21 protein-coding genes are annotated in these 23,664 nt (G+C 64.7%); 14 read left to right on the top strand and 7 right to left on the bottom strand.

Annotated elements, in window-relative coordinates; all coding sequences use genetic code 11:
- Positions 1-72: 72 nt before the first annotated feature.
- Genes ABFX23_RS07355 through tsaD form a run of 3 tightly spaced genes read right to left on the bottom strand, consistent with a single transcriptional unit; the run spans position 73 to position 3,658 of the window.
- Positions 73-1,644: a lipopolysaccharide biosynthesis protein gene (locus ABFX23_RS07355; protein WP_346032435.1), complete on the bottom strand. Its 1,572-nt coding sequence runs from the start codon at positions 1,642-1,644 to the stop codon at positions 73-75.
- Entirely contained in the window at positions 1,641-2,624 is a 984-nt protein-coding gene (locus ABFX23_RS07350) for an NAD(P)H-dependent glycerol-3-phosphate dehydrogenase (RefSeq protein ID WP_346032434.1), read from the bottom strand. The genes ABFX23_RS07355 and ABFX23_RS07350 overlap by 4 nt, the downstream gene beginning before the upstream one ends.
- Entirely contained in the window at positions 2,621-3,658 is a 1,038-nt protein-coding gene (gene tsaD / locus ABFX23_RS07345) for a tRNA (adenosine(37)-N6)-threonylcarbamoyltransferase complex transferase subunit TsaD (protein ID WP_346032433.1), read from the bottom strand. The genes ABFX23_RS07350 and tsaD overlap by 4 nt, the downstream gene beginning before the upstream one ends.
- Positions 3,659-3,702: 44 nt before the next feature.
- On the opposite strand from tsaD, the gene hemC reads away from it, so the two are divergent.
- From hemC to ABFX23_RS07330, 3 genes are read left to right on the top strand one after another with little or no spacing between them, the layout of a single operon-like run.
- Positions 3,703-4,635: a hydroxymethylbilane synthase gene (hemC, locus tag ABFX23_RS07340; RefSeq protein ID WP_346032432.1), complete on the top strand. Its 933-nt coding sequence runs from the start codon at positions 3,703-3,705 to the stop codon at positions 4,633-4,635.
- A 7-nt stretch (positions 4,636-4,642) separates the two neighbouring features.
- Positions 4,643-5,311, top strand: a complete 669-nt coding sequence (locus ABFX23_RS07335; protein WP_346032431.1) for a uroporphyrinogen-III synthase — start codon at positions 4,643-4,645, stop codon at positions 5,309-5,311.
- A gap of 59 nt (positions 5,312-5,370) precedes the next feature.
- Positions 5,371-6,345, top strand: coding sequence for a hypothetical protein (locus tag ABFX23_RS07330; protein WP_346032430.1), 975 nt, complete (start codon positions 5,371-5,373; stop codon positions 6,343-6,345).
- 18 nt (positions 6,346-6,363) lie between these two features.
- Here the strand turns inward: ABFX23_RS07330 and ABFX23_RS07325 are convergent, their stop codons facing one another.
- Complete coding sequence (locus tag ABFX23_RS07325) at positions 6,364-7,590, bottom strand: FAD-dependent monooxygenase (protein WP_346032429.1); 1,227 nt, start codon at positions 7,588-7,590, stop codon at positions 6,364-6,366.
- Positions 7,591-7,644: 54 nt separating this feature from the next.
- On the opposite strand from ABFX23_RS07325, the gene ABFX23_RS07320 reads away from it, so the two are divergent.
- Positions 7,645-9,678 carry a protein-disulfide reductase DsbD family protein gene (locus tag ABFX23_RS07320; protein WP_346032428.1) on the top strand — a complete coding sequence of 678 codons (2,034 nt, stop codon included), beginning with the start codon at positions 7,645-7,647 and terminating at the stop codon, positions 9,676-9,678.
- On the opposite strand, the gene ABFX23_RS07315 is transcribed toward ABFX23_RS07320, so the two are convergent.
- Positions 9,675-10,256, bottom strand: coding sequence for a hypothetical protein (locus tag ABFX23_RS07315; protein WP_346032427.1), 582 nt, complete (start codon positions 10,254-10,256; stop codon positions 9,675-9,677). The two genes, ABFX23_RS07320 and ABFX23_RS07315, sit on opposite strands and share 4 nt — an antisense overlap.
- Before the next feature lie 66 nt (positions 10,257-10,322).
- A complete protein-coding gene (uvrB, locus tag ABFX23_RS07310) occupies positions 10,323-12,512 on the bottom strand; it encodes an excinuclease ABC subunit UvrB (protein ID WP_346032426.1) in 2,190 nt (729 codons plus the stop codon).
- 178 nt (positions 12,513-12,690) lie between these two features.
- On the opposite strand from uvrB, the gene ABFX23_RS07305 reads away from it, so the two are divergent.
- The 8 genes from ABFX23_RS07305 (at position 12,691) to ABFX23_RS07270 (ending at position 19,798) form a co-directional block, all read left to right on the top strand.
- Entirely contained in the window at positions 12,691-13,236 is a 546-nt protein-coding gene (locus tag ABFX23_RS07305) for a DUF3617 domain-containing protein (protein ID WP_346032425.1), read from the top strand.
- A 152-nt stretch (positions 13,237-13,388) separates the two neighbouring features.
- Complete coding sequence (locus ABFX23_RS07300; protein ID WP_346032424.1) at positions 13,389-13,925, top strand: DUF3617 domain-containing protein; 537 nt, start codon at positions 13,389-13,391, stop codon at positions 13,923-13,925.
- A gap of 114 nt (positions 13,926-14,039) precedes the next feature.
- The gene (locus tag ABFX23_RS07295; protein WP_346032423.1) at positions 14,040-14,831 is read left to right on the top strand and encodes an esterase/lipase family protein; all 792 of its coding nucleotides are present in this window, start codon (positions 14,040-14,042) and stop codon (positions 14,829-14,831) included.
- A gap of 112 nt (positions 14,832-14,943) precedes the next feature.
- Positions 14,944-16,341 (top strand): circularly permuted type 2 ATP-grasp protein, encoded by a 1,398-nt coding sequence (locus ABFX23_RS07290; RefSeq protein ID WP_346032561.1) that lies wholly within the window; start codon positions 14,944-14,946, stop codon positions 16,339-16,341.
- A gap of 22 nt (positions 16,342-16,363) precedes the next feature.
- Positions 16,364-17,308 carry an alpha-E domain-containing protein gene (locus ABFX23_RS07285; protein WP_346032422.1) on the top strand — a complete coding sequence of 315 codons (945 nt, stop codon included), beginning with the start codon at positions 16,364-16,366 and terminating at the stop codon, positions 17,306-17,308.
- A gap of 12 nt (positions 17,309-17,320) precedes the next feature.
- The gene (locus ABFX23_RS07280; protein ID WP_346032421.1) at positions 17,321-18,145 is read left to right on the top strand and encodes a transglutaminase family protein; all 825 of its coding nucleotides are present in this window, start codon (positions 17,321-17,323) and stop codon (positions 18,143-18,145) included.
- Positions 18,142-18,897 carry a proteasome-type protease gene (locus ABFX23_RS07275; RefSeq protein WP_346032420.1) on the top strand — a complete coding sequence of 252 codons (756 nt, stop codon included), beginning with the start codon at positions 18,142-18,144 and terminating at the stop codon, positions 18,895-18,897. Before ABFX23_RS07280 ends, ABFX23_RS07275 begins: the two co-directional genes overlap by 4 nt.
- 31 nt (positions 18,898-18,928) lie before the next feature.
- Complete coding sequence (locus tag ABFX23_RS07270; protein ID WP_346032419.1) at positions 18,929-19,798, top strand: response regulator transcription factor; 870 nt, start codon at positions 18,929-18,931, stop codon at positions 19,796-19,798.
- Positions 19,799-19,847: 49 nt separating this feature from the next.
- Here ABFX23_RS07270 and ABFX23_RS07265 read toward each other — a convergent pair whose 3' ends face one another.
- Positions 19,848-20,555, bottom strand: a complete 708-nt coding sequence (locus tag ABFX23_RS07265; RefSeq protein ID WP_346032418.1) for an extensin-like domain-containing protein — start codon at positions 20,553-20,555, stop codon at positions 19,848-19,850.
- Between the two features lie 215 nt (positions 20,556-20,770).
- Between ABFX23_RS07265 and ABFX23_RS07260 the strand changes: the two genes are divergently transcribed.
- Both ABFX23_RS07260 and serA read left to right on the top strand, forming a co-directional pair.
- Positions 20,771-21,931 carry a phosphoserine transaminase gene (locus ABFX23_RS07260; RefSeq protein WP_346032417.1) on the top strand — a complete coding sequence of 387 codons (1,161 nt, stop codon included), beginning with the start codon at positions 20,771-20,773 and terminating at the stop codon, positions 21,929-21,931.
- Positions 21,932-22,057: 126 nt separating this feature from the next.
- Positions 22,058-23,641, top strand: coding sequence for a phosphoglycerate dehydrogenase (serA, locus tag ABFX23_RS07255; protein WP_346032416.1), 1,584 nt, complete (start codon positions 22,058-22,060; stop codon positions 23,639-23,641).
- The last annotated feature ends 23 nt before the right edge of the window (positions 23,642-23,664 follow it).

The following is a 23,664-nucleotide window of genomic DNA, read 5'->3' as shown; positions in this document are numbered from 1 at the left end:
TCGAGGACGCATCTGGATTGCGGGAAAACAAAGCCGGGCGCGCCGCTACGGGCTTCCTCGAGAGGAAATTTCCTAGAGCGGTGGCCTGTCGACCGGCGCCTCGTGCGCAGGAGTGGGCTTGGGGGCCTTGCTGAACAGCACGCGGTCTTCGGGTCCGAAACCACGTGTCCAGATGATGAAGCCATAGACGGCGAGGATCGCCGGGATACCGAAGGCCAGCTCTGCCCATTCGGGTAGCAGGATCGCCACCTGGCCCACCAGGACTGCTGCCGCCGCCGCCCAAACCAGCGCCCAGCGCCAGTTGTTGATCGAATGGCCCAGGATCCGGCTCAGCATGACGGCTTTAACGATGGAGGCCACGCCCAGCGACACCATCAGCGCACCGGCAGCCGCCGCTGCGCGATAGAAATCGGCGCGTTCGGGGCTGGAGAACTCGAGCGTATCGATCACCAGCATCGCCGCCACGGTAAGGAGTGCCTGCAAGGCAATCGTGCCGATGGAGACCCACAGGTTGCGGACCCGCGCCACATAGATCAGCGCCGCTTCGGAAACGACCGCAGTTGCCGCCACCACTTCCGCTGCCAGCAGGAAGGCGAGGGCAGCGGTGCCGGGAACGAATTCGCCGTCGTCGCCCATCAGGCCCATCAGCGCCTCTCCCGGAATGCCCAGCGCCAGCGCGATGCCCGCCTGCGCGGCGACGATCCAGAAGCCGACCTGGCAGACTTGCTTCGCAATGGCGGCGTAATCCTTCACTTTCAGCTTGGCGGTGATGACGGGGCCGAGGATCGGCTCGAAACTGGTCTTGAGCTTCTGCGGCAGGCTGGCGACCTGCTGCGCCATCCAGTAGATGCCCAGCGCCACAGGGCCGGCAAACCAGCCAAGGATCAGCAGGTCCACGCGCCGCGTGCCCCATTCGATCGCGTCCGTCACGGCCAGCGGCAGGGCGCGCGCCACCATGGGGCCGAGACGGGCAGGGTGGGGCGACCAGCCCCTGGGCAGGCCGTATGTGCGGAAGAACGGCACCAGCGCCGTTGCAAGCCCCGCAAAGATCGAGGCGAGATAGGCCAGCGTGAGGCCTGCATTCCCGATAGCGGGTACGAACCAGAACGCGCCTGCAAGAATGGAGATCGTCCACGGCTCCACCACGGCGCGGGCGCGCACGGTGGTGCCGATGTCGTACTTGTAGGCCTGGGCTGCCAGCACGATCTCCGTCAGCGCGTAGCCGGGGATGGCCAGCACGATCCAGCGGTCGAGATCGTTCGACATGCCGTTGGGAAACAGCGGCGTGGGCCAGACGAAGAAAACTGCGGCCATGATGCCGGAAAAGACCAGCGCCACCAGCATGGAATCGGCGATGAGGCCCGTTTCGCTTTCCTTGTCTTCCCCGTCACGCAGGCGCTGCGCCAAGCCGCGCTTTTCGCCGATGGAGCAGACCAGCGCGGTCAGTTCCACCACCAGCAAGGCGTAGGCATAGATGCCCAGCGCCTCCGCGCCGTAAAGCTGTCCGGCAATGAAAAGGAACGGCAGGCGCGCCAGCAGGCGCAGCACGAAGCCGAAGAAATTGGTGCGCCCGCCCTTGGCAAGCGCTGCAATATCGCCGCCCGGTTCCTCGGCCGCTTCGACTTTCGCTTTCGACGTGCTCAAGCGTCGTGCCCTTCGGCCTTCAGCGGCCGTGCGAGCAGCGCCTGCACCACGTCACGCGCCGCTTCGCCTTCCAGCAGGGCGTTGACTGCTTCGGTGATCGGCATGGACACGCCGTGCTTTTCGGCAAGATCGCGCAGTACCGGCGCGGTGTGCGCGCCTTCTGCCACGGTGCGCTTGTCGGCCAGCGCTTCGATAGCGCTCATCCCTTCGCCCAGCGCCTTGCCGAGAGAGAAATTGCGGCTGGAGGTGGACGAACAGGTGAGCACGAGGTCGCCGAGCCCGCACAGGCCATTCAGCGTTTCGGGCTTCCCGCCCAGAGCCACGCCGAAGCGCAGCATCTCGGCAAAACCGCGCGTGATCAGGGCGTTGCGGGCGTTCTGCCCGAGTTGCAGCCCTTCCACCACCCCGCAGGCGATGGCGAGCACGTTCTTTACCGCTCCGCCGATCTCGGCGCCGGTCACATCGTCCGAATAGTAAGGCCGGAAATTGGCCCGTGCGATTTGCGGGGAGAGGCGTTCCCACTGGGCATCGCCGCCGCCGCAGGCCAGCGTCACGGCTGCCGGAAGCCCGGCAGCAACCTCGTGCGCGAACGTGGGGCCGGACAGCACGGCGATCTCGGCCTCTGGCGCGGCTTCCTTCGCCACGTCGTTCATCATGCGGCCCGTGCTCTGCTCGATACCCTTGGAACACAGCACGAGATCGCGGGGGAAGGACTGCATCTTGCCCAGCACGCTGCCCAGGTGCTGCGCGGGTGTGACCATCAGCAGGGTGTCGCACTGTGCCATGTCGGCCAGATCGTTCGTTGCGCGGATCGAGTGCGCAAGTTCGGCAGAGGGCAGGAACAGCTCGTTGCGGTGCTGCGCGTTGATGGCATCGGCAAGGCCATCTTCCAGCGCCCAGAGCAGCACCTCGCGCCCGTCGCTGCCAAGCATCTGTGCAAGGGCCGTTCCCCACGCGCCTGCTCCGACCACACCAATCATGCTTTCACTCCTGCGCCTCTTGCGGGCTCTGCATCGGGATCAAGTGGCCAGCGCGGCCGGGCTTTCAAGTCAAGCGGATCGGCTTCGCCGCCGGTTGCAAGACGTTCCACGCCCGCCCAGGCGATCATCGCGGCATTGTCCGTACACAGGGCGAGTGGCGGGGCGGTAAACGGCAGGTCGAATTCGCCGGCCAGCCCTTCCAGACCGCTGCGGATCGTCTGGTTCGCGGCAACACCGCCTGCCACCACCAGCGCGTTGACCGGCTTCATCGCAGAAAGCGCGCGGCGCGTGCGGTCCAGGATACAATCGAGCGCGGCCTGCTGGAAGCTGGCAGCAATGTCGGCATCGGCATGCTCGCCAGCATCGTGGGCCCTCAGAACTGCGCTTTTCAGACCGGCGAAACTGAAGTGCGGTTCCTTGCTGTGGACCAGCGGGCGGGGGAGGGGCACGGCCTGCGGATTTCCTTCGCGCGCCAGCCTTTCGACGGCAGGACCGCCGGGATAGCCCAGGCCGAGGATCTTGGCCGTCTTGTCGAACGCCTCGCCAAGCGCATCGTCGATTGTGGTGGCCAGGCGCTGGTACTTGCCCACGCCTTCCACCCGCAGGATCTGGCAATGCCCGCCGCTCACCAGCAGCAGGGCATAGGGAAATTCGAGGCTCGCATCGGCGAGGCGCGGCGAGAGCGCGTGGCCTTCGAGGTGGTTGATCGCCAGCAGCGGCTTGTCGCTCGCCATGGCCAGTGCCTTTGCGGTGACAAGACCCACCATCACGCCGCCGATCAGGCCCGGCCCGGCGGTGGCGGCGATCGCAACGCAATCGTCCAGCGTCTTTCCGGCCTCGGCCAGTACCTTCTCGATCAGCGGGGCGAGCCGCTCCGCATGGGCACGCGCGGCGATTTCGGGCACCACCCCGCCATAAGGCGAATGCTCGGCTTCCTGGCTGGCGATGGCCTGCGCCAGGATAGCGCGATCACCCGTCACCAGCGCCGCTGCCGTTTCGTCGCAGCTGCTTTCGATCCCGAGAACCAGTGTCATCCCGCTTCCCCTTAGACTTTCGCGCCGCTAGGGCAAGCGAAGGCATGACACAGCAACCACTCCTAAAGCTCGGAACGCGGCGCTCTCCGCTGGCATTGGCACAGGCTGAAGAGGCGCGGGCACGATTGTGCGCGGCCCACGGCTGGGACAGCAACGCGGTGGAACTCGTGCCGGTGGAGGCCAGCGGCGACAAGGTGCAGGACCGCCCGCTTGCGGAGATCGGCGGCAAGGCGCTGTGGACGAAGGAACTCGACGTCTGGCTGGGCGAAGGCGATATCGATGCCTCGGTCCACTCGCTGAAAGACGTGGAGACGATCCGCCCCGATGCCTTCACGCTCATCGCCATCCTGCCGCGCGCGGACAAGCGGGACCGCCTGATCGGCGCCGCAAGCATGGCCGACCTGCCGAAAGGCGCGGTGATCGGCACCAGCGCCCCGCGCCGGGCGGCGCAGGCTTTGCACCAGCGGCCCGATTGCCGCGTCGTCACCTTTCGCGGCAATGTCGCCACGCGGCTGGGCAAGCTGGAAGCGGGCGAAGCCGATGCGACTTTCCTCGCCGCCGCCGGACTTTCGCGGCTGGGGCAGGACGATGTGGGCACGCCGCTCGATCCCGAGGACTGGCTGCCAGCACCCGCGCAAGGTGCCATCGCCATCGAATGCCGCGCCGATGACGGGCGGGCGCGCGAACTGCTGTCCGTGCTGAACCACGCGCCGAGCCAGGCCGAAGTCATGGCGGAGCGCGCGCTGCTGCTCGCGCTGGGCGGCACCTGCCATTCGCCCATCGCCGTTCGCTGCACCTACAACGCCGGCCAACTATCGATGCGCGCCGCGCTGTTCAGTCCTGCCGGGCAGGAACGCGTGGAGGGAGAGGCCACTTTCCCCGCAGGCGATGCCGACGCACCCGCGCGCCTTGCCGCCGAACTGCTTGGCAAGGCAACGTCCGGCATTACCGCCGTGTTCGACGGGCCGCCGGAATGATCGGCGCATGATTTTCGTCATCCGGCCCGAACCCGGCCTGCAATCCACCCTGCAATCCGCACGCGACATGGGCCTTGCCGCCATCGGCCTGCCCCTGTTTGAAGTCATGCCCCTGCAATGGGATGCGCCTTCGCTAGACGATTTCGATGCCTTGCTGATCGGCAGCGCCAACGCCATGCGCCACGCGGGCAAGGCGCTGGAGCAATACGTCGATCTCCCCGTTCACGCCGTTGGCAAGGCCACCGCCGACGCCGCCGAAGAGGCCGGCTTTTCCGTGGAGCGCGTGGGCGAGGGCGGGCTGCAATCGGTGCTCGATGGCAACGCCGAGGCAACGCGCTACCTGCGGCTTGGCGGAGTCGAGAAAGTCGCGCTGGACCCCGGCAAGCATACGATCACCGCCCGCAATGTTTACGAAGTGCGGCCCTTGCCCATCACCGGCAGCGCGCAGGTCGGCCTGCGCACGGGAAAGCCCTGCGTGCTCGTTCACAGTGCGGCCGCTGCCCGCCATTTCGGCAACGAAATCAACCGCATCGGGCTGGACCGGCAGGCGATCCATCTCGCCTGCATCGGCCCCCGGGTAGCCGTAGCGGCGGGCGAGGGGTGGGGCGCGGTCGAATCTGCTCCACAGCCCAATGACGACGCCCTGTTGGCCTTGGCGCGCGACATGTGCCATTAAGGCAACATCTCCGACAGGACGGGCCGTGCGAAGCCCGCGACGGGGCGCCAAAGGACACGATGGACCAAAGTTACGAATTGCCCGGCGCAGAGGCGCAGCGGCGCAGCATCCCCCTGCGACCGGCACTGATCGGTCTCGCGCTTGCCTTCCTGCTGGGCATCCTCATCACGCTATGGCTCGCCCGCGATGGCGATCTGGGCCTCGGCGGTATCCTCAGCGTCCGCAGTGAAGAGCCTTCGTCGCCTGCCGCGACGGACGATCCCGCGACACTTGCCGCTGAAGGCGTTGCCGCGCCGCAGCCTACGCCCAGCGCCTCCGCCAGCGCAGAGGCCGTGGCGGAAGAGGCGCGCGAGGCAGTGCAGCGGGTGGAGCAGGTGGTGGAGCAGCAAGGCGGGCTCGACAGCCGGGTTGCCGCGATGGAGCAGCGCCTGACGCGCCTCGATCTGCAGTCGCAGGCCGCCGCCGGCAATGCCGCGCGGGCGGAGGGGCTGCTGATCGCTTTCGCCAGTCGCCGCGCCATCGAACGCGGCGCGCCGCTCGGCTACCTCGCCGATCAGTTGCGCCTCCGTTTTGGCGAGGCGCGGCCCAATGCTGTGCAGACCGTGATCGACGCGGCGCAGGATCCCGTCACGCTGGACCGGCTGGTCGCCCGGCTGGAAGGTCTCGCCCCGATCCTGAACGATGCGCCCGCCGACGAAGGCGTCTTCACCCGCATTGGACGCGAACTGTCCTCGCTATTCGTCGTGCGACGGGAGAATACGCCATCGCCCGTAGCAGAGCGCCGTCTCGAACGCGCGCGCATGTTCCTCGATAGCGGACGCATCGAGGCTGCCGTGCAGGAAGTGCGCAGCCTGCCCAACGCGGTGGAGGCCGAGGGCTGGATCGCCGATGCGGAACGTTTCGCAGCCGCCCAGCGCGCGCTCGAAACGCTGGAAACCGCAGCCGTGCTGGACCCGCGCGGCCTGCGCGACAGCGAGGGCGAGACAGTGCAGCAATTAAGCCCGGTGCTGCCGGGGCGCGAGGGCGTGAACTAGCCTTTCAGCAGTTCGGGCCTAACCTTTGAGTAATTCGGGAAGGTCGCCGCTCATGCCGCGGGCTTCGTCCATGAACCAGTCCTTCAGCACCGGCGTTCGCTGCACGCCTGCCATGCCGAACCGGCGCACGGCGCTCGCCAACTTGCCGGGAATGCCGAACAGGCGGGTGAGTGTGTCTGTCGCACCCATCACCATCAGCGAATCCATCGCCCGCCATTTCTCGTACTTTGCCAGCATCTGCGCATCGCCCGGCTCCAGGCCGAGGCGCATTCCTTCGGTCAGCACGTCAACCAGCGCGCCGACGTCGCGCAGCCCGAGGTTGAGGCCCTGCCCGGCGATCGGGTGCATCCCGTGCGCCGCATCGCCCACCAGCGCGAGGCGATGATCGATGATTTTCGCGGTATGCTGAAAGCCCAGCGGGTAGGAGGAACGCTGGCCCACAATCTCGATCTCGCCGAAAATGCCGTGCATCCGCTTGGCGATCTCGTGCTTGAACGCCCGCTCGCCCAGCGCAAGCACACCGGCGGCGTCCTTCTCGTCCACGGTCCAGACCAGCGCGGAGCGGTGGCGACCCTGTTCGTCATCCAGCAGCGGCAGCAGGGCGAAGGGGCCGTCGGGATAGAAGATTTCCCACGCGACGCCGTCGTGCGGCTTCTCGTGCGTCAGCCCGATAATGATCGCGCGGTGGCTGTAATCCCACTGGGCCATCGTGAAGCCCGCTTCCTCGCGCGTTGGCGATCCGCGGCCTTCGGCGGCGCACATCAGGCTGGCATCCAGCACGGTGCCGTCTTCCAGCGTGGCGGAAACGCCATGTTCGCCGCGCTGGCGATCGACGACATTGGCTTTCGAGTGCCAGGCAATAAGCGGTTCGTCCTTCGCCGCCTCGAACAGCGACAGGCGCAGCTGGCGATTGGGGAACATGCGGCCCAGCGTGCCTTCGTGCGGCTCCGGCTGGAAATCGATGCGGCCCGGTTTCATTCCATCGGTCACGGCGATGGAGGCGATGGGGCAGCCGTAAGGCTCCAGCGCGTCGGCGATGCCGATGTTGGTGAACAGGTTCCAGCTCGCCGTGGAAATGGCCGAAGCGCGGCCGTCGAACCCTTCTGCCGTCAATTCCGCCGGGTCCGCCCGGTCCACCACGTGGCTGGAAATGCCCTTCTTCGCGGCTGCGAGCGCCAGCGTCATGCCGACAAGGCCGCCGCCGAGGATGAGGAGATCGCGCCTTGGATTCAACTTGTCGCTCATGCCTTCCGTCACTAGTTGTCGCGCACTATGCAGGCAAGCACGCCGTCCCCCTTCATGGCCTTTTTCCGGTATCTCGCCAGTCTCTGCGTCCTGATCGGCGCGCTGGTGGCGCTGCCCGTGGCGGCGCAGGAGACGCAGCGCGAGTGCCCGCGCGGGCCGGACCTGATGGACAGGGGAAGCGCGCGGCTGGTGGCGGGCGAGACAATCGCTCCGGGTGAAAGCGGCCAGCTTGCGCTCGATTTCCTGCCGAACGAGGGCTGGCACGGCTACTGGCGCAATCCGGGCGATGCCGGGCAGGGCATGTGCATCGATTGGGACCTGCCCGAAGACTGGCAGGCGGAAGAGCCGCTTTATCCCGTGCCGCAAACCTACATCACGCAGGGTCTGATGAACCACATATACGAGGGCGAGCACGCCGTGTTGCTCCCTTTGATGGTGCCTGAGGGGACTGCACCGGGGGCCTACGAAGTTGGCCTTTATGCCGACTGGCTGACGTGTAGCGACACCCTGTGCGTGCCGCAGCGGGCGAGCCTTTCGACGACGGTGCAGGTGGGCGAAGGCGGCGCGGTGCACCCACGCTTCGCCGAGTGGAGCGCCGCGATCCCTCCGCTGATCGATTCCACGGCCCGGTTCGAGCTGACAGGCAGCGCGCTGCGTATTGCGATCCCGCTGCCAGCCAGCCTCGAAATCGGTGATCCGCACGTCTTCATCGAGCAGCGGGACGTCGTCGGCTACGCCGAGGCACAAACCTTCTACCGCGACGGCGACATGCTTGTGGCCGAGATACCGCGCGGCGGCCTGCGGGCCGAGCCGGGGGAATTGCGCGGCCTGCTGGCGTTCAACGACGAAGGCGAGGGCGTCCAGTTCGAAGCGGTGCCGGGGAATGTGCCCACCGGCGGCACGCGTATCGGGCTGGGAGGTGTCGAGACGCCGCTCGCCCTGCTGCTGGGCGGGGCGCTGCTTGGCGGATTTTTGCTCAACTTGATGCCGTGCGTGTTCCCCATCCTCAGCCTGAAGGCGCTGACACTGGCGCGCGCCGGGGGCGAGGAGCGGCAGGCGAAGATCGAGGGGCTGGCCTACACCGCAGGTGTGGTAATTGCCTGCCTCGCGCTTGGCGGATTGATGCTGCTGCTGCGCGCGGGCGGGGCGCAGATCGGCTGGGCGTTCCAGTTGCAGGAACCGCTGGTGGTGGCCGCGCTGCTGGTGGTGGCGACGCTGATCACCGCCAATTTCCTTGGCCTGTTCGAGATACCCAGCCTGCCGATCCGCACCCGCGGAGAGGGCGGAGCGTTTGCGACTGGCCTGCTCGCCGCCGTAGTCGCGACGCCCTGCACAGGACCGTTCATGGCTGCCGCATTAGGCGCGGCGCTGCTGCTCCCCGCGCCGCAGGCCTTGCTGCTGTTCGCGGCGCTGGGTTTGGGGCTGGCGCTGCCGTTCCTGCTCTTGGGCTTCGTACCCGCGCTGCGCCGCATGTTGCCGAAACCGGGCGCTTGGATGCTGACCTTCCGCCGAGTGCTGGCCGTGCCGATGGGACTTACCGCGCTGGCGCTGGTGTGGCTGGCCTTCCGGCTGGGCGGCACCAGCTTCGCCTTTGCCGCGCTGGCGCTGGCGATCCTGCCGGTCGTCGCGCTGACTGCGAGGCGCAACGGCAACATGCTGGTTGCCCTGATCGCGGTGGTCGCGGCGCTGTATTTCGCGGTATCGCTGCCGTTCCGGGTGGAGGAGCAGGTCGCCAGCAGCGAAAGCGTGCTGGAGCCGGTCGCCTATTCCGAGGCCGCCCTGGCGGAAGCGCGCGCATCGGGCGCACCCGTGTTCCTGTGGTTTACCGCCGACTGGTGCCTCACCTGCAAAGTGAACGAACAAGTCGCCATCGAACGCGAAACCACGCGCGAGGCATTCGAGGAGGCAGGAGTTGTCGCCATGCGCGGCGACTGGACGCGGCGCGATCCCGAGATCACGCGATACCTGGAGCAATGGGAGGCGGCAGGCGTGCCGCTGTACGTCTGGTATCCGTCAGGCGGCGAAGGTGAACAGCTGCCGCAGGTGCTGACCCCTGCCATGCTGGCCGAGCTTGCCGAGGCGGACTAACCTTCGTCTTCGCTCTCTTCGGACGCCTCACCCTGGACGGCTTCGGGCCTTCCGCCAGCGCGGCACCATTCCAGGAACTCGCCCGTAATCCGGCCTCCGCCCATTTCCAGCATTCCGCGCCCCGGCAGGGTGGCGGTGATGTCCCGCGTGCCGGAGAACACGTCCAGCTTAGGATCGTCGGCGGGCAATCGCCCCTCCCAGTGCCATTCGCCATCGGACAATTCCGCATCGACGAGGAAGCGGCTGGACATGCCGTTGCCCAGTACCGGGAACAGCGCGCTCTGCCCTGGCCAGGCTCGGGCGTGGCGGATGATGACGAATTCGGGCGGCGCGGCCTCGACGTTGCAGGCCAGCGTCAGGAAAGGCGGCTCGCCCATGTTGCCGAACCGGATCGCCTGCCCGTCCTCGGATACGGTCCAGCCCGCGCGGCTGGTATCAGGTGAAGGCTCGGCCATGGCGGCGCGCTGGCCGGTGCCCTGCAGTTCCACGCGCTGCACGCTGCCCTGCGGAAGCGGCGCGGGCCTGTCGCAGGCCGACAGGGCGAGGGGAAGCAGGGCGAGGCCGACAGCGCGGTGCATGTTCGCGCGCTACTCCGCCGGCGGGGCGTGAGGCAAGCGGATCACCGCTTTGGATTGGGGATCACGCTATTTCTTGCCGAACTTGCGCTGGGTCTTGCCGTAGCGCAGCTTGCGCGTGCCGGGCTTGCCTTCGTTGCTGCGTCCCACGACCGGCGCCTTCTTGTCGGCATCGCCAAGGCCAAGCTCGTCGTTTTCCAGGCGGCGTATCTCGTCGCGCAGGCGGCCGGCTTCCTCGAATTCCAGATCGGCAGCAGCGTTGCGCATGCGCTTTTCCAGGTCCTCGATATAGGCGCGCAGGTTATGGCCGACGAGATTGTTCACCTCGTCATCGCCGGTATCGACGGTAACGCCATCGGCGGCAGCGGAATGCGCCACGATGTCGGCGATCTGGCGCTTGATCGTCTGCGGCGTGATGCCGTGTTCCTCGTTGTATTCGCGCTGCTTCTCGCGCCGGCGCTCGGTTTCCGCCATTGCGCGTTCCATGCTGCCCGTGATCCGGTCGGCATAGAGGATGACGCGTCCGTCCACGTTACGCGCGGCGCGGCCGATGGTCTGGATCAGCGAGGTTTCGCTGCGCAGGAAACCTTCCTTGTCGGCATCCAGAATGGCGACGAGGCCGCACTCAGGAATGTCCAGCCCCTCGCGCAGCAGGTTGATGCCGATCAGCACGTCGTAAACCCCGAGGCGCAGGTCGCGTATCAGCTCGATGCGCTCCAGCGTTTCCACGTCGGAGTGCATGTAGCGCACGCGCACGCCCTGTTCGTGCATGAACTCGGTCAGGTCCTCGGCCATGCGCTTGGTCAGCGTGGTGACGAGGGTGCGGTAGCCCTTTTGCGCAGTCGCCTTGGCCTCGGCAATGCAATCCTGCACCTGGTCCTCTACCGGCTTGATCTCCACCGGCGGGTCGATCAGGCCGGTGGGGCGGATCACCTGTTCGGCAAAGACGCCGCCTGTCTGCTCCAGCTCCCACGGGCCGGGGGTGGCGGAGACAGCTACGGTCTGCGGGCGCATCGCGTCCCATTCATTGAAGCGCAGCGGGCGGTTGTCGATGCAGCTTGGCAGGCGGAAGCCGTATTCGGCCAGCGTCAGCTTGCGGCGATGGTCGCCGCGCGCCATCGCGCCGATCTGCGGGATGGTCTGGTGGCTCTCGTCCACGAACAGCAGCGCGTTTTCGGGCAGGTATTCGAACAGCGTGGGCGGCGGCTCGCCCGGCAGGCGTCCGGTCAGGAAGCGGCTGTAGTTCTCGATGCCGTTGCAGCTGCCGGTGGCGGCGATCATCTCGAGGTCGAAATTGGTGCGCTGTTCCAGCCGCTGGGCTTCGAGCAGGCGGCCTTCGGCGTGCAGTTCTTTCAGCCGTTCCTCAAGCTCGAACTTGATGGCCTCGCTCGCCTGTTTCATCGTCGGGCCGGGCGTCACGTAGTGGCTGTTTGCATAGACGCGCACCTTGGACAGCGTCTGGCCCTTCTTGCCCGTCAGCGGGTCGAACTCGCTGATTTCCTCGATCTCGTCGCCGAAGAAGCTGACGCGCCAGGCGGTGTCCTCCAGGTGGCTGGGGAACAACTCCAGGTTGTCGCCGCGCACGCGGAAGCACCCGCGGGCAAAGGCCGTGTCGTTGCGCTTGTATTGCAGCGCGACGAGCTTGCGGATCAGCTCGCGCTGGTCGACGCTTTCACCCGTCTTGATGTCGAAGATCATGGCCGAATATGTCTCGACCGAACCGATACCGTAGAGACACGAGACCGAGGCGACGATCAGCACATCGTCCCGTTCCAGCAGGGCGCGCGTGGCGGAGTGGCGCATCCGGTCGATCGCCTCGTTCACCGAGCTTTCCTTCTCGATGTAGGTGTCCGACCGGGGCACGTAGGCCTCGGGCTGGTAATAGTCGTAGTAGCTGACGAAATACTCGACCGCGTTTTCGGGGAAGAAGCTCTTGAATTCGCCGTAAAGCTGCGCCGCCAGGATCTTGTTTGGTGCCAGCACAAGGGCGGGGCGCTGCAATTGCTCAACCACCTTGGCCATGGTGAAGGTCTTGCCCGATCCTGTCACGCCCAGCAGCACCTGCGTCTGCTCGTCGTCCTTTGCCGCTGCCACCAGTTCGGCAATCGCGGTGGGCTGGTCGCCCGCCGGTTCATAGTCCGAAACCAGCTTGAAGGGTTTCTGGGTTTCCGCCTTTTCGGGGCGGGCGGGCTTGTGCGGAGTGAAGTCACCGGTTGTGTCGGGCTCTTCCAGTCCGCGGCGGATAACGAGTTCTGCCATGGCGGGGGATATGGGTGACGGGGAACGGATTGGCAACGTGGCTTTGTGCCCAGTCTTGCCTTGCCTTGCATTGCATTGCCTTGGCCAAGCGCGTTGGCAGGCCGGGCCATAACCGTTACACCCCACTCCCGAAGAAACAGGGCAGCGCCACTCGCGGCCCGCCACGAAAGGAATTTCCATGCGCCTTATCCATACCCTGCCGCTGATTGCCGGCCTTGCCCTTGCTGCTTGCGGCGATTCCGGCACGGTGGAAGATCCCGCCAACAATCCCGAAGGCGTGGCCAACGCGATGGCCAACCTGCCCAAGCCAGAGGCGGGCGAATACCAGACGACTGGCGAGCTGGTGGAATTCGAAGTGCCCGGCATGGCCGAGGACGAGATCGAGATGGCGCGCACCTTCATGGCTGCCATGTTCACCGAGCCGCAGAGCCAGTGCATCACTGCCGAACAGGCCGAGGAAGGCTACGAGGGCATGATCGGCGACATGGGGCAAGATAACGAGGCCTGTGAAATGACCGCTTTCAACGCCACGTCCGACGGCTTCAACGCCACGATGAACTGCGATGATGGGCAGGGCAACGTCGGCTCCATGACCTATGAAGGCGAAGTGACGAGCACCAGCATGGATGCCACCATGACGGTCGATGGCAACGACCCCAACATGGGCTCGATGCGCATGGTGGTGCGGATGCAGACAGAGCGCGTGGGGGAGTGCGCGGCGTAAGCCGGGGGAAGACGGATCGCGACGGCTGCCTGACCTGAAATGGGACGGCAGCCCCTTTCCCGCCATGCCGCGATTGGCAGCATGCGGGGGCGTTGATATCCCCGGCTCCGTTGACGGCGGACTTTTCTGCCGCGTACTTGCCGGGGAATAGAATGCGCCTGATCCACACCCTGCCGTTGTTTGCCGCTACCTTGCTGGCCGCCTGCGGCAACGATCCGGACGAGGACCTGTCGGGCGAAGCGCTGTCGATGGACGAGGTGATAGCCGAGGTCCGCGACAACGGCATCATGCCGCAGCCGGGCGAATATTCCATCAGCTCCGAACTCGTTTCGATCGAAATGGAGAACGGCCAGGTCACGGACATGGCGGCGCTCGAAGCTGCCTTCCGCGAGGGTGCGGCCGAACAGAGCAGCTTCTGCGTGACCGAGGCGATGGACCGCGAAGCATGGATTTCCGCCATGCAGGACAACAGCTGCACCTTGGCGCGCCTGTCTGCCGAAGGAGAGTCGATCGACCTTGCCATGACGTGCGAGGCCGAGGACGGTCCGCAGGGTCTCATCACCATGACCGGCACGACCGGACAGACATCGTCCGACATGGAAATGACGTTTGCACAGCCGATCCCCGGCGCCGGCGATGCCAATATCGTCCTGAACGTTGCGACCGAGCGCATGGGCGATTGCGGCTGATCGCGCTATCCTCGCGGGCAGGAACCGCGTGAAATTTTCCAAAGGCCCGCTATGTCATTGGGACGATGCGGGCTTTGGCTTTCATGCCCGCTGCATCAGCTCGCGGGATGAACGATGAGTGCGGATGATACGCTGGAAGATGCCGATCGCAGGGGGCCGTTGCAACGGTTTCGCGACCTGCGCGATGCCGCGCGTTTCCGCTTGCAACTGCTGAAAGGCGAAGCCCCGCCCGATGCGCACAGGCCGCCATGGAAGCTCTTCGCAGCCGAACTGGCTCATGCCATTGCGCCGGTCACACGCCTGCTGAAGCCCAAGCTGCCGATCGAGAAGGCGGAAGATCCGCGCATCGTCATCCTCTTTCCCGGCTTTGCCGCCAATCCCGGCTCCATGCGCTACATGGCGCGCGAACTGGAGCGTGCGGGCCACAAGGCCAAGCGGTGGGGCCTTGGCACCAACTTCGGGCCGACGCCGGAAAACTTTGCCCTGCTGGCAGACCGGGTGCGCGCGGTGCACGATCGCTATGGCCAGAAGGTGGTGCTGATCGGCTGGAGCCTTGGCGGCGTGTTCGCGCGCGAAGTGGCCAAGGTTCACCCGGACTGCGTAGACAAGGTCATCACCATGGGCACGCCGTTCAGCCACACGCCCTATTCCAACAACCTGTGGCGGGTGTACCAGTTCACCGCCGGGCACCCGGTCGAGGAACTGCCGATCGAGGCGGAGCTGGCGGTGAAACCGCCTGTCGAGACAGTGGCGTTCTGGTCTCCGCGCGATGGCGCGATTTCCCGGCGCGCGGCCTGCGGCCAGCCGGGTGAGCGGGACCGGGCAGTCGCGCTGCGCTGTTCTCACATGGGGTTTTGCGACTCTCGCGAAGTGATCCTCGCGCTCGTTCAGGAACTGAAGCGCTAATCAGGCTTTGATTATTGAGACGATCTGGCGCATGCTGCATGTGCGAAATAGCTGATTCCAGCATAGCGAGGGGACCTGCGTGACCGCGTCCGAACAGGACAAATTCGACGAGATGCACATGCCGAATGGCAGCGTGCGCGAGGCCTATCAGGGCTACAACGAGTGGCTGGAGCAGCAGGACCAGGGCTGGATGCGCCGCAAGGCGTTTGAAGCCGAGAGCTTCTTCCGCAAGACCGGCATCACTTTCAACGTGTATGGAGAGGACGATGCCGAGGAGCGGCTGATCCCCTTCGACCAGGTGCCGCGCATCATCACCGGCGGCGAATGGCGCAAGCTTTCGCGTGGGATCGAGCAGCGGGTGAGGGCCTTGAACGCCTTCATGCACGACCTTTACCACCGCCAGGAAATCATCTGGTCGGGCCGCCTTCCGGAACGCTTGTTCCGCGACAATGCCGCGTGGCTGCCGCAAATGGTCGGCTTCACGCCGCCGGGCGGGGTCTACACCCATATCGTCGGCATCGACCTTGTTCGCACAGGTCCCGATGAATTCATGGTGCTGGAAGACAACGCCCGCACGCCCAGCGGCGTCTCCTACATGCTGGAGAACCGCGAGACGATGATGGCGATGTTCCCCGAGCTGTTCAGCAAGGTGAACGTCTGCGACGTTTCCGACTATCCGCGCAAGCTGGCGAAAAGTCTCGCCGCCTGTGCGCCGGAAGGCGTGGAAGGCAATCCCAGCATCGCCGTGCTGACTCCCGGCATCTACAATTCCGCCTATTACGAACACGCTTTCCTGGCAGACCAGATGGGTGCCGAACTGGTGGAAGGCAGCGACCTGCGCGTGATCGACGGCAAAGTACACATGCGCACGACCGTGGGTTTCAAGCCGGTCGACGTGATCTATCGCCGCGTGGACGATGAATTCCTCGATCCGCTAACGTTCAATCCCTCCAGCGTGCTGGGCGTGCCCGGCATCATGGACGTGTACCGGGCGGGCAATATCACCATCGCCAATGCGCCTGGCACCGGGGTGGCGGACGACAAGGCGATCTATTCCTTCATGCCCGAAATCGTCGAGTTCTACACCGGCGAGAAGCCGCTGTTGCCCAACGTTGAAACCTTCCGCTGCGCCGATCCCGATGCCCTGAAATACGTGCTCGACAATCTCGCCGACCTGGTGGTGAAGGAAGTCCACGGCTCGGGCGGCTACGGCATGCTGATCGGTCCGACCGCCTCGAAGAAGGAAATTGCCGAGTTCCGTCACAAGCTCGAAGCGCGGCCTGAGAACTACATCGCCCAGCCCACGCTGTCGCTTTCCACCTGTCCGATCTTCACCAAGAAGGGCCTCGCGCCGCGCCACGTGGACCTGCGGCCTTTCGTGCTGTGCTCGCCCGAAGGCGTCACCATCACGCCTGGCGGGCTGACCCGCGTGGCGCTGAAGAAGGGCTCGCTGGTGGTAAATTCCAGCCAGGGCGGCGGAACCAAGGACAGCTGGGTGCTGGACGACTGATGCGGATCGGAGAAAACCAACCATGCTAGGCCGCGTCGCCCACGGAATCTTCTGGATGTACCGCTATCTCGAGCGGGCCGAGAACACCGCTCGCCTGCTGGCGGCGGGGCAGCGCATGGCCCTGACCCGCGGTGACGAGATGGCCGACCAGGAATGGAAGTCCATCCTCACCACGCTGGGCCTGCGCCAGGCATACGAGGAGCATTACGACGATTTCGACGGCGCGCACGTGTGCGACTTCGTCCTGCGTTCGAAGCACAATCCGGAAAGCGTGCTCTCGATGGTGGAGCGCGCGCGCACCAATGCCCGCGCCTGCCGTTCGGCGATCACGGCGGAGGTGTGGGAAGCCGTGAACGAAGGTTGGATGACCCTGCGCGACCTGCTGGCGCGCCCTGTCCGCAATTCGAACCTCAATATGTCGCTGGGCGCGATCCGCCGCGAAAGCACGCTGGCGCGCGGGGCCTCTCACGGCTCCATGCTGCGCAACGAGACCTATTCCTTCGCCCGGCTCGGCACTTTTCTGGAGCGTGCGGACAACACGGCGCGTATCCTCGACGTGAAGTACTACCTGTTGTTGCCTTCGCTCTCCTACGTCGGCACCCCGCTCGATACAGGGCAATGGGACAACGTGCTGCGCGCGCTCGCGGCGGAGCGCGCCTATCGCTGGCTCAATGCCGGGCGGATGGACGCGCGCTCCATCGCCGACTTCCTGATCCTGGACGAGCGTTTTCCGCGCAGCCTCGCGTTCTGCTATACCGCCATGCGCGGCAATCTGGGAGAGCTGGCCAAGCTCCACGGCGCGGAAGGCAAGTCCCACGAAACCATGCGCGAGGCCGACTTTCGCCTTACGGGCAAGACGGTGGAGGACATTTTCGACCAGGGGCTGCACCAGTTCCTGCTGGAATTCATCGCCGGCAACCAGGCGCTGGCCGGCGCCATTGCCGAAGACTATCGCTTCGTCTCCTGACGGGAATAAATCATGCGCCTCTCTATCCGCCATACCACCCGATATCGTTTCGCCAGTCCCGTGGCGCACGGTATCCAGCGGCTGCGCCTGACGCCGAAAGAAACGCAGGGGCAGAAAATCCTCGAATGGAACATGGAGTTCGAGGGCGCGCACGAACAGCTTTCGTATGACGACCAGAACTACAACCACGTCACCCTGGTGGCGGTGGAGGAGGGCGCACGCGAAGTCGTCGTGACCTGCAGCGGCAAGGTCGACACGCAGGATCATGCGGGCGTGATCGGCCACCATGCCGGACACATGCCGCTGTGGGCGTTCCTCAGCCAGACGCCGCTGACGGAGCCCGGCCCGAAGATCAAGGCGCTGATCGCCAATGTCGAGCGCAGCGAGGAAGGCATGGTGGAAACCCTGCACAACCTTTCCAACATGATCCGGGAAAGCGTCGAATATGGTACCGGGAGCACCGGCGTCACCACCACCGCAGAAGAGGCGACGGTGGAGGGAAGGGGCGTTTGCCAGGATCACGCCCACATCTTCATCGCTGCCGCGCGCAGCCTGGATATTCCGGCGCGCTACGTCAGCGGCTACCTGATGATGAACGACCGGGTCGAACAGGAGGCCACCCATGCCTGGGCAGAAGCCTATGTCCAGGGGCTCGGCTGGGTAGGCTTCGACATTTCCAATGGCATCAGCCCCGATCCGCGCTATGTGCGCGTGGCGACCGGGCGCGACTATACCGATGCTGCGCCCATCACGGGAATCAGCTTTGGCGCTTTGACGGAGGATCTCTCGGTCAACCTCGCCGTGGAGCAGCAGACGGAAGAACAGCAGCAACAATGACTTATTGCGTGGGAATGGTGCTCGACAAGGGCCTCGTCCTGATGAGCGATACGCGCACCAACTCGGGCGTCGACAACATCTCGGTGTTTCGCAAGATGTTCAGCTGGTCCGTTCCGGGGGAGCGGATCATCACGCTGATGACGGCGGGCAACCTTGCCACCACCCAGGCCGTGATCAGTCGGCTGGAAGAACGCACGAAGCAGCCGTCCGAACGGCAGAATTCGCTGATGGAACTGCCGACCATGTTCCAGGTGGCGGCGGAAACCGGCAAGCTGCTGCGCGAAGTCATTTCGGAAACGCAGGACGATAACGGCCAGCAGGGCAAGGGGCGCTTCACCGCCTCCATCATTCTTGCAGGGCAGATCCAGGGCATGGAACCGCGCCTGTTCATGATCTACCCCGAAGGCAATTTTATCGAAGCCAGCTTCGACACCCCCTTCTTCCAGATCGGCGAGACCAAGTACGGGCGCCCCATTCTCATACGCGGCTACGATCGCGACATGAGCTTCGAGGATGCGGTGAAACTGCTCATGGTCAGCTTCGATTCCACGCTGAAGGCCAATCTTTCGGTAGGCTTGCCGCTGGACCTGATGGTGATCGAGCGCGATGGGTTCGAGGCCAAGCACGAGCGGCGCATCGAAAGCACCGATCCCTATTTCAATGCCATCAGCGACAGCTGGAGCGAAGCGCTGCGTTCGGCCTTTCATTCCCTGCCGGATTACAGCTTCTACCAGCGGGACGAGACCTCGTAGATTTTCAATCTGGCTAGGCAATCATACCTAGGTGGAAACCGTCGCTACGCGTTTGTGCGGGCGCCGGTGTAATCCCCTGTCTGCGGCAATTCCGAAGGATGCATCCATTCCGGATGTTCGCCAACCCGCGCAGATCCTGACTCATTGTTATACATCAATCCAATATCGGTTTGATTCCGAGGTAATACGGATTGGTGGATCGGGTTTCCTGCGCAAAATCGCGATCATGGAACAGCGTATCACCATTCACATCGTTGGCGGCAACAGCCGTTCCCGGGCGGAGCAATCGCGCCTGATCCTGGCCCTCGGCCACCATGCGGAGGTCTATTCCGACCTTATCGAATTGATCGACAGGCCGCCGCGATCGGGCGTCATCATCGCCAGCGACGATGTGCTGGAGCGAGGCATATCCACCCTACTGGACGATCTGGCCGATGCCGGTATCTGGACTCCGCTGGTGGCCGCAAAGCCGCATCCCGAGGTGGAGGAAGTTGTGAAGGCCATTCAGGCCGGAGCGCTCGATTTCCTCGAACTCCCTCTCTCGGAAGCGGAAGTGCAGCGCATGGTCGCCCACGTGCATTCTGACGGCGGTCGTCATGCAGAGGCGCGACGCCGGCTCATTGATGCGCGGCGCCGAATAAGCTCCCTGTCCCCGAGAGAGCGGGAAGTGCTCGATTGGCTTACCGAAGGTTGTTCAAACAAGGCCATAGCTCGCAATCTCGAAATCAGTCCGCGCACGGTGGAAATCCATCGTGCCAACATGATGGACAAATTGGGCGCCAACCATGCCGCCGATGCGGTCCGGCTCCGGCTCGATGCGCGAATGAAGCGCGCGAATGACGAGGAAAATCTGCCGGAGGAGTTTGATGCGCCCCGGGCGGGCGCTTCCACCAAACGATGATCTATTGCCGCTGAACAGGAGCCACAGACCGGCGACGTTCTGACTTCCTTTACCGGCAATAGGAATTGCCGTCGATCACGCCTTCAACATGGAAATGATCGTGGTGTGCGGCGTTGTAATCCGGCCCCAGCACGGTGCCGAAACGGCGACAGGCGCTGCGTTGCACGACGCGAAGGAACTGCCGTTCCCGGCTGTCGCCCTTCCATCCTTCCAGCACGCTGATCCGTCTTCCGTCGGCCAATACGAATCCACCGATATCTATGGCGTCGGCGCTGGCGTGGGCGCTGCGCCGGGACGAGCCCGCCACGTTACGGCAGGCGAAGCTGCCCATGGTCTGAATGCTGGCGAGGGGCGATCCGAAGATCTGCCGTGCCGCCCGGTCCACCCCGAAACGTGCCCAGGCGGCGAAGGCTGCGGAAACCGGACAGGTCACGGGGCCGATGTTGCTGACATCCAGTCGCCCGTCGTCTCCGGCCAGGGCGTGCATCTGGACGGTACCAAGCGTGCTGCATCCCTGTCCCAGGTATCGGTCAGGCAGGGGATCGAATCGCACGCCGGCATCGCCGAGTTCGGCAAGGCACATGTTGTCGGCAGAATTTCTCGCCACGGGCGCAGGAGAAGCGATGCGCGGCGAGGCATCTGTCGTGGTCGTCTGGCGCGTGGCTGGGCGGTCGTTCGAGTTTCCGGCAGACTGCGGCAGGACGGAACAAGCCGTGAGCGCAAGCGCGGCAATCGAGAGAACAACGGCCTGTTTCATAACGATCTCCATGCGCGGGTATGGTTAACCGGATATCCCTAACTTGTGGTTAACAGGTCGCTAATTTCTTTGGAAAGCAGGGAAAGCTGAGGCGCACCGATCGTTACACAGGAAACCGCAATTTTGTTTGACTCAATCGCCGCAATCTCTAGTTCGCGGCCCGGGCCACGCGGTCCCAACGCCGCGCGAGCTCTCTGAAAGGAGAGAATACAATTATGACTACGATGCCTACGCTCCGTCCGGAGCGCCCCTTCTTTTCGTCCGGTCCGACTGCAAAGCCTCCGGGCTGGTCGCCTGACAAGCTCGATCTCAAGAGCCTCGGACGTTCCCACCGCTCCAAATATGCCAAGGGTCGCCTCAAGTACGCGATCGACCTGACGCGCGAACTGCTCGGCATCCCCGACGATTACCTTGTCGGCATCATGCCCGGTTCCGATACCGGTGCGCTGGAGTGCGCGATGTGGACCATGCTCGGCGCGCGCCCCGCGACCGTCGCCGCGTGGGAAAGCTTTGGCAACGTATGGATCCAGGACGCGGTCAAGCAGCTCAAGCTGAAGGACCTGCAGGTGCTGGACGCCGACTACGGCGAAATCCCCGATCTTTCCGCGATCCCGCAGGAAAACGATGTCGTCTTCACCTGGAACGGCACCACCTCTGGCGCGAAGATCCCGAACACGGACTGGCTGGCGCCGGGCCGTGAAGGTCTCGCCATCAACGATGCCACCAGCGCCGTCTTCGCGATGGAGATGGACTGGGCGAAGCTCGATGCGACCACCTATTCCTGGCAGAAGGTTCTGGGCGGCGAAGCGCAGCACGGCATGCTGATCCTCAGCCCCAAGGCCGTGGAGCGGATCGAAAGCTACGATCCCGAATGGCCGCTGCCCAAGCTCTTCCGCCTGAAGAAGGGCGACAAGATCAACCGCGGCATCTTCGAAGGCGCCACGATCAACACCCCCTCGATGCTCGCGACGGAAGATTACATCGCCGCGCTGGAATGGGTGAAGTCGATCGGCGGCAAGGAAGAAATGTTCCGCCGCGCCGACGCCAACGCGAAGATCGTGAAGGACTGGATCGAAGCCACCCCGTGGCTGCGCAACATGGTCTCCGACCCGGCCAAGCAGACCAACACGGGCGTCTGCATGGTCTTCCAGGGTGACTACATCGACAGCCTGTCTGCCGAAGACGCAGCGGCCGTGCCGAAGAAGATCGCCACGAAGCTGGAAGAAATGGACATCGGCTACGATTTCAACGGCTACCGCGATGCCCCTCCGGGCCTGCGCATCTGGTGTGGCGGCTCGCTCGAGTCCGAAGACATCAAGCGCCTCCTGCCGTGGATCGAATGGGCTTACGAAGAGCTCAAGGCTGGCAACCTCTAGGGTTCGCCTGATAGCGTCGCCCCGCCATCTGGGTGGGGCGCGCAACCCACCTGCGATTTCTCCGATTTCATTCCCGGTCGACGCCCGAAAACCGCTGCGCGCACCGGCACAAGACAGAGACAGACCATGACCAAGCCAAAAGTCCTAATCTCCGACAAGATGGACCCGAACGCCGCCCGCATCTTCGAAGAACGCGGCTGCGACGTGGACGTCATCACCGGCAAGACGCCGGAAGAACTGAAAGCCATCATCGGCGAATACGATGGCCTCGCCATCCGTTCCTCCACCAAGGTGACGGCCGAGATCCTCGATGCTGCCACTAACCTGAAGGTCATCGGCCGCGCCGGGATCGGCGTGGACAACGTCGATATTCCCGCTGCTTCGTCCAAGGGCGTGGTGGTGATGAACACCCCGTTCGGCAACTCGATCACCACCGCCGAGCACGCCATCGCCCTGATGATGGCGCTGGCCCGCCAGATCCCCGAAGCCAACGCCCGCACCAAGGCCGGCGAATGGCCCAAGAGCGCCTTCATGGGCGTGGAAGTCACCGGCAAGACGCTGGGCCTGATCGGCGCTGGCAACATCGGCGCGATCGTTGCCAGCCGCGCGCTGGGTCTCAAGATGAAAGTGGCCGCCTACGATCCTTTCCTGACCCCGGAACGCGCTATCGAGATCGGCGTGGAGAAGGTGGACCTCGACACGCTGCTGGCACGCGCGGACTTCATCACGCTGCACACCCCGCTGACGGACGAGACGCGCAACATCCTCTCGCGCGAGCGTCTGCAGCAGGCCAAGGAAGGCGTGCGCATCATCAACTGTGCGCGTGGCGGCCTGATCGACGAGGCGGCGCTGAAGGACATGCTGGAAAGCGGCCACGTGGCAGGCGCGGCACTGGACGTGTTCAAGGAAGAACCGGCCAAGGAAAACCCGCTGTTCGACGCGCCCAACTTCATCTGCACGCCGCACCTCGGCGCTTCCACCACCGAAGCGCAGGTCAACGTGGCGCTGCAAGTGGCCGAGCAGATGTCCGACTACCTCGTCAACGGCGGCGTCACCAACGCGCTCAATATGCCCAGCCTTTCCGCCGAGGAAGCGCCGAAGCTGAAGCCCTACATGGCGCTGGCGGAAAACCTCGGCTCGCTGATCGGGCAGCTTGCCCATGGCGATCTCGACAAGATCAGCATCGAGACCGAGGGCCACGCGGCGGAACTCAACCAGAAGCCCATCGTGGGCGCCGTGCTGGCAGGCCTGATGAAGCGCTATTCGCAGAGCGTGAACATGGTCAACGCGCCCTTCATGGCGAAGGAACGCGGCATGGAAGTGCGCGAGATCCGCAACGAACGCGAAGGCACGTTCCAGACCCTTATCCGCGTGACCGTGGCCACCAGCCAGGGCAACCGTTCCGTGGCCGGCACGCTGTTCGGCAATTCCGACCCGCGCCTGGTCGAAATATTCGGCATCGGCATCGAGGCGGACCTGTCGGGCAAGATGCTCTATATCGTCAACCAGGATGCCCCCGGCTTCATCGGCCGCGTGGGTGCGCTGATGGGCGAATACGACATCAACATCGGCACCTTCCACCTCGGCCGCCGTGGAAACGGCGACGAAGCGATCATCCTGCTCAGCGTGGACCAGGAAATCCCGCAGGAAGTGATCGACAAGGCCTGCGCACTCGATGGCGTCAAGGTCGTCAGGGCACTTTCGTTTTGAGGGAACTGGCGTTCTGACGGAAC

This window comes from Erythrobacter westpacificensis (assembly GCF_039542285.1).
GTDB classification, from domain to species: domain Bacteria; phylum Pseudomonadota; class Alphaproteobacteria; order Sphingomonadales; family Sphingomonadaceae; genus Alteraurantiacibacter; species Alteraurantiacibacter westpacificensis.
This window is presented reverse-complemented; position numbering and strand designations above follow the sequence as displayed.